Origin of the sequence: uncultured Nevskia sp., from assembly GCF_903885465.1 — a bacterium.
GTDB lineage: Bacteria > Pseudomonadota > Gammaproteobacteria > Nevskiales > Nevskiaceae > Nevskia.
The window spans coordinates 1-4,897 of the sequence record NZ_CAISIQ010000417.1 but is presented as its reverse complement, the minus strand read 5'-3'; the positions used below and the strand labels follow the sequence as shown (position 1 = coordinate 4,897).

Below are 4,897 nucleotides of genomic sequence, written 5' to 3'. Positions count from 1 at the left end.
CGCTCGGCAGCCACGGCGAGTGGATGCGTTCGACATCGCTCCAGTGGCCGGCGTCGGGCAAGCGGATCGATTCAACGCTGTCCGGCGGAATGCGGTCACGGCTGACGAAGATCACCCGGCCGGGCAGGTCGCGGCGCAAGCGCGGCTATTTGGCGATGTCGGCGGCGAGGCCCTCCGGCCATTCGTGGCCGAGCAGTTCGTCGCGTGCCGGCGGTACCAGCTGGGAGCGCACGCGGCGTTCGCTGCTGCGTTTGTGGTTCAGCGCCAGATCCATCTGCTGCAGATTGGCGACGAACACTTCGCCGCTCGGCGGGGAGTCCCAGAGGGCAACGGCCTGGGCTGCGACAACGCCTGTGGCGATCGCTTCCTGGGCCAGCAGAGCGCCGAAGCGCAGGCCGAGCAGGCAGAGATCGCTGCAGCCGGTTTCGGCACGCAAGGCAAGCGCAGCAATACCGAGTTCATCGACCCAGCCATTCAGGCAGCTGCTGCGGGCATCGCCGCCGGAATCGCCAGTGCCGCCGTAGTCGAAACGCAGCACCGGAAAACCGCTGGCACTGAGGCTTTGCGCCAGTTCGCGCAGGCCGCGATAGGTGCGCAGGTATTCGGTTCCCCAGCTGTTGCAGAGCAGGATACCGGTCTGCCGCGAAGCACCCAGCGGCAGGTGCAGCATGCCGAACAACGGCCTGGCCACCGGCCCGAAGTAGAGCGGCTTGTTCAAGCGACGCGGGCAGCAGCGGAAAACGATGGCGACAGCGCCGGGAAGTCGCTCGCATAGCGAAAGGGCCGGAGCGTGCAGGCGGTAGCCGGGGCTTGGTCGGGGTTCCGCTTCACATCCGTTCGAGGGTGTCGGCCAGAGTCGGCGTCAGCCGGTTGGGACGGCGCAAATCAATATGTGTTTGCGGGCTTGGTGAGCCAGAGGTTGACGTGGTGGAAAGGACGGCTCGGCGAACACCCGCCGAGCCGTCGCGATTTGCTGACGAGCGGCGCTTACTTGACGGTGACGGTGATCTTGTCGGAAGCCAGCGGCGGATTGAACGGCACGTGCATGCCATTTCCGTACACCAGCTGCAGGGTATGCGTGCCCGGGGTCAGCTCGATCGTGGCCTCGGTCTGGGCCTTGCCGAAATGCACGTAGTTGGCGTTGGCCGGGATCGGCGCGTCTGGCGGCGGCAACTCGGCGTCGATCACCAGATGGTGATGGCCGCTGGCTGGTTCCACGGCGCCTGCCGGGGCCAGAGCGATGCCTTCGACGGCAAATTTGACCAGCAGCGGGCTGCTGACGGTGGCGCCGTCCTTCAGTTCGGCGAACGAAACCTTGGCACCTTCTGGAGCCGGCGACGATTTCAGCCCTTCCGCTGCGGCTTCCGGTGCAGCGGCAGCCGGTTCGGCGGTGGGCGCTGCCGCAGGAGCGGCTTCTTCCTTTTTGCAGGCCGCAAGCAATACGGTGGCGGACAGCAGCAGCGACAGTGAGCGAGTGTGGTTCATGATCTTTTACCTTCGGTTTTCGTGGGAACGACGCCGGCAGCAAACTGCGGCTGCAGGCGCAGGCAAGGATACCTGCACCGCCCGTGCCCGACGCCCGGCCATGTCCGGCGCGGCTCCTGGCGGCCAAACTCGGTCGGGCGTGGCCGGGGCTGATCGCGTATACTTCGCCCCAGTTTGGTGAGGCGCTCCGGTTGCGCCCCTGCTTGAAGACGATGCATCCGGCCGCCTCCCCGGCGCCGCAGTTCAAGGTCTTTCCGGTAGTACAAACCCTCGATGCGCCAGTCGGCGCGGTTCGAAATCCTCGTCCCCACTGCCTGAACCGGTGCCGTGCAGAGCGTTTCTGCGCACGGTGTGGCGGCTTCAGGAGTAATGAAACATGTTGTTTGCTGAATTGGGCCTATGCCCGGAACTGTTGCGCGCCCTCACTGACGAAGGCTACGAAAAGCCCACGCCGATCCAGGCGCAGGCGATCCCGATCGTCATCTCCGGCCGCGATCTGCTTGGCGCCGCCCAGACCGGTACCGGCAAGACGGCTGCCTTCACCTTGCCGATCCTCAACCGCCTGGCCTCACAGCCGCGCGATGCCGCGACCACCGCGCGCGTTGCCCCGCCGAAAGTGCTGGTGCTGGTGCCGACTCGCGAACTGGCCGCTCAGGTCGGTGATTCGATGCGTACCTACGGCCGCCATCTGCCGGCGATCAAGACCGCGATCATCTTCGGCGGCGTCGGCATCAATCCGCAGATCGACCAGCTTCGCCGCGGTGTCGACATCATCGTCGCCACGCCGGGCCGCCTGCTCGACCATCTCCAGCAGCGCACGGTGAATCTGTCCGGCATCCAGATGCTGGTGCTCGACGAAGCCGACCGCATGCTCGACATGGGCTTCATCCGTGACATCCGCCGGGTCATTCAGGCGCTGCCGCAGAAGCGCCAGAACCTGCTGTTCTCGGCCACCTTCAACCCGGAAATCCGCTCGCTGGCCGAAGGCCTGCTGCACGATCCGGCGAGCGTCGACGTGGCCCCGCGCAACACCGCTGCCGAGCTGGTTGCCCAGCGCGTGCACCCGGTCGACAAGGGCCGCAAGACCGCGCTGATCGCGCATCTCGTGAAGGCCGGTGACTGGAAGCAGGTTCTGATCTTCACGCGTACCAAGCACGGCGCCAATCGCTTGGCCGAACAGCTGGTGCGCGAGAACATCCTGGCCGATGCGATCCACGGCAACAAATCGCAGAACGCCCGCACCCGTGCGCTCGCCGACTTCAAGGCCGGCAAGATCCGCGTTCTGGTGGCCACCGATATCGCCGCGCGCGGCATCGACATCGACCAGCTGCCGCACGTCATCAACCACGAACTGCCGAACGTGCCGGAGGATTACGTCCATCGCATCGGTCGTACCGGCCGTGCCGGCGCCGAGGGCGAAGCGATCAGCCTGGTGTCGCCGGATGAGCGCGCCTTCCTGAAGGACATCGAGCGCCTGCTGCGCAAGTCGATTCCGTCGTCGACGGTGCCGGGCTACGAGCCGGGCTCGCAGCCGACCGCCGAAGAGCGCGCTGCTGCCGCAGCCCGTCCGCCGGCGCCGCCGGAGCGCGAGCGTGGCGAGCGTCCGCGTAATGCGCCGGGTGGCCGCGGTCACGCTCCTGCCGGCAACGGTGCCCGTCGTCCGGGTGCCGGCGCCGCGCCGAGCAGCAACAACGGCAATCGCCATGCACGTCCGTCGCGCGATGGTGCGCGGCCGGCCGGCACCAACAATCAGAACCAGCGCACGCGTTGATTGCGTCGCTCACCGTTAACCGAGAAGAAGGAGTCATTGGATGAAGCGTATCTATGCCGGCAACCTGCCCACCGACACGACTGAAAAGGAACTGACCGAGCTGTTCTCGACGCACGGTCGCGTCCGCTCGATCAAGCTCGCGCACGATGTGTTTTCGGGCAAATGCCGCGGTTTCGGTTTCATCGAGATGGAAGGTCACGAAGCCCGTGCCGCCATCGCCGGCCTGAACGGCAAGGAACTGCGCGGCAATCTGCTGCGCGTCAACGAAGAACGCCCGAAGGACGACAAGAAGGGCGGCCGCCCGGGCGGTCCGCGCCGTTAAGGGCTGACGCAGCCTTTCGGGCGATCATCACGATTACCTGAAACGCTGCAGCTTGCTGCACCCAGACGCCACGATCGCTTTGCGGTCGTGGCGTTTTTGCTGGGCGCTACTCGACGCTGGCGCCGGGATCGAAATCCTCGTCCAGCGCGTAGTCGCCCGAGGCCAGCGCGGCGATGACCACTCGTGCTGCGTCGACATCACGGGCCTTCACCTGCACCCGTACGCCGCCCAGTGCCAGCGCGATCAGCGGATCGGCCTGCACGTGGTTGCGATCGGCGAGGAAGGCTTCGATGCCGTCCGCCTGCAAGCGCCCTTGCAGCAACTGCGCTTCGACTGCATCGCTGAAGCGTGCGACGGTCAGCCAGTCGTCCGGATCGTCGCTCAAGGGGTTTTACTCGGGTAGCACTTCGCGAACGCCGTTCGGGCCGCCGAGCAGCAGCACGTCGGCACCGCGATGGGCGAACAGGCCGACGCTGATCACGCCGGCGAGCAGGCCGATCTCGGTTTCCATCTTCAGCGGATCGATGATCGACAAACCGGAGACGTCGAGGATCAGGCCGCCGTTGTCGGTGACGAAGCCCTCGCGCAGCTTCGGATTGCCGCCCAGGCGCACCAGTTCGCGGGCGACGTAGGAGCGGGCCATCGGAATCACTTCCACCGGCAGCGGAAAGGCGCCGAGCACCGGCACCAGCTTCGATTCGTCGGCGATGCAGATGAACTTGCGCGAGGCCGCGGCGACGATCTTTTCGCGGGTCAGCGCGCCACCGCCGCCCTTGACCAGACGCAGGTGCTTGTCGGCTTCATCGGCGCCGTCGACATAGATCGACAGGGTGCCGGCCTCGTTCAGTTCGACCACCGGAATGCCGATCTTCTTCAGCCGTTCGGTCGAAGCGTTCGATGACGACACCGCGCCAGGAATGTCTTGCTTGTGCGCGGCCAGCGCATCGATGAAGTAATTGACCGTCGACCCGGTACCGACGCCGAGCAGTTCGCCCGGCACGAGATATTTCAGGGCCGCTTCGGCGGCAGCTTTCTTGGCTTGGTTCTGATCCATGGGACGAGGCGGTGATCGATGGGGGTGGAGGCGGCGCGAGTTTGAAGCAGGCGAGGGGACGATGCACTTCGATGGGTTCAGTTGGGGCGCGCTCCGAACAGCGCTGAACCGATGCGCACCATCGTCGCGCCTTCCTCGATCGCTACTTCGAAATCGTCGGACATGCCCATCGATAGCTGATCGAAGGCGCTCGCATCGACGCTGCCGGAGGTGCGAACACGGTCGCGCAGTTCGCGCAGCAGCCGGAACGAGGCGCGCGAGTCTT

The 4,897-nt window shown here is 65.9% G+C and carries 6 protein-coding genes and 1 pseudogene; 2 read left to right on the top strand and 5 right to left on the bottom strand.

All coding sequences use genetic code 11. The annotated features are described in order from the left end of the window. Window positions 1-145: 145 nt before the first annotated feature. Both QZY06_RS16265 and QZY06_RS16260 read right to left on the bottom strand, forming a co-directional pair. Window positions 146-718, bottom strand: a complete 573-nt coding sequence (locus QZY06_RS16265; RefSeq protein WP_295686112.1) for a hypothetical protein — start codon at window positions 716-718, stop codon at window positions 146-148. Window positions 719-987: 269 nt separating this feature from the next. Then, complete coding sequence (locus QZY06_RS16260; RefSeq protein ID WP_295686111.1) at window positions 988-1,485, bottom strand: DUF4399 domain-containing protein; 498 nt, start codon at window positions 1,483-1,485, stop codon at window positions 988-990. Between the two features lie 376 nt (window positions 1,486-1,861). Here QZY06_RS16260 and QZY06_RS16255 point away from each other — a divergent pair, with 376 nt between their 5' ends. Both QZY06_RS16255 and QZY06_RS16250 read left to right on the top strand, forming a co-directional pair. Further along, a complete protein-coding gene (locus QZY06_RS16255) occupies window positions 1,862-3,256 on the top strand; it encodes a DEAD/DEAH box helicase (protein ID WP_293392086.1) in 1,395 nt (464 codons plus the stop codon). Window positions 3,257-3,296: 40 nt separating this feature from the next. Continuing rightward, window positions 3,297-3,578 (top strand): RNA-binding protein, encoded by a 282-nt coding sequence (locus QZY06_RS16250; RefSeq protein WP_022977859.1) that lies wholly within the window; start codon window positions 3,297-3,299, stop codon window positions 3,576-3,578. A gap of 106 nt (window positions 3,579-3,684) precedes the next feature. Here QZY06_RS16250 and QZY06_RS16245 read toward each other — a convergent pair whose 3' ends face one another. The 3 genes and pseudogenes from QZY06_RS16245 to QZY06_RS16235 form a co-directional block, all read right to left on the bottom strand. Continuing rightward, complete coding sequence (locus tag QZY06_RS16245) at window positions 3,685-3,963, bottom strand: DUF2007 domain-containing protein (protein WP_295686110.1); 279 nt, start codon at window positions 3,961-3,963, stop codon at window positions 3,685-3,687. 6 nt (window positions 3,964-3,969) lie between these two features. Continuing rightward, window positions 3,970-4,632: a ribose-5-phosphate isomerase RpiA gene (rpiA, locus tag QZY06_RS16240; protein ID WP_295686109.1), complete on the bottom strand. Its 663-nt coding sequence runs from the start codon at window positions 4,630-4,632 to the stop codon at window positions 3,970-3,972. A gap of 77 nt (window positions 4,633-4,709) precedes the next feature. Then, window positions 4,710-4,897 (bottom strand): annotated as a pseudogene (locus QZY06_RS16235) (alanine racemase); the annotation flags it as partial.

Excerpts from the sequence above, each read along its gene's own strand:
- QZY06_RS16260 (WP_295686111.1), bottom strand. The coding sequence starts at position 1,485 with ATGAACCACACTCGCTCACTGTCGCTGCTGCTGTCCGCCACCGTATTG.
- QZY06_RS16255 (WP_293392086.1), top strand. The coding sequence starts at position 1,862 with ATGTTGTTTGCTGAATTGGGCCTATGCCCGGAACTGTTGCGCGCCCTC.
- QZY06_RS16250 (WP_022977859.1), top strand. The coding sequence starts at position 3,297 with ATGAAGCGTATCTATGCCGGCAACCTGCCCACCGACACGACTGAAAAG.
- rpiA (WP_295686109.1), bottom strand. The coding sequence starts at position 4,632 with ATGGATCAGAACCAAGCCAAGAAAGCTGCCGCCGAAGCGGCCCTGAAA.